The sequence below is a fragment of the Paenibacillus sp. An7 genome, from assembly GCF_009870785.1.
Lineage (GTDB): Bacteria > Bacillota > Bacilli > Paenibacillales > Paenibacillaceae > Paenibacillus.
The window spans coordinates 1-405 of sequence record NZ_WTWX01000089.1 but is presented as its reverse complement, the minus strand read 5'-3'; the positions used below and the strand labels follow the sequence as shown (position 1 = coordinate 405).

1 rRNA gene is annotated in these 405 nt (G+C 56.3%); it reads right to left on the bottom strand.

From position 1 onward, the window contains the following. Positions 1-3: 3 nt before the first annotated feature. Positions 4-405, bottom strand: a 16S ribosomal RNA gene (locus GQY27_RS21265); the annotation flags it as partial.

The window sequence follows — 405 nt, the reverse complement described above, 5'->3', positions numbered from 1 at the left end:
TAGAAAGGAGGTGATCCAGCCGCACCTTCCGATACGGCTACCTTGTTACGACTTCACCCCAATCATCTACCCCACCTTCGACGGCTGGCTCCTTGCGGTTACCCCACCGGCTTCGGGTGTTGTAAACTCTCGTGGTGTGACGGGCGGTGTGTACAAGACCCGGGAACGTATTCACCGCGGCATGCTGATCCGCGATTACTAGCAATTCCGACTTCATGCAGGCGAGTTGCAGCCTGCAATCCGAACTGAGACCGGCTTTTAAGGATTTGCTCCACCTCGCGGCTTTGCTGCCCGTTGTACCGGCCATTGTAGTACGTGTGTAGCCCAGGTCATAAGGGGCATGATGATTTGACGTCATCCCCACCTTCCTCCGGTTTGTCACCGGCAGTCACCTTAGAGTGCCCA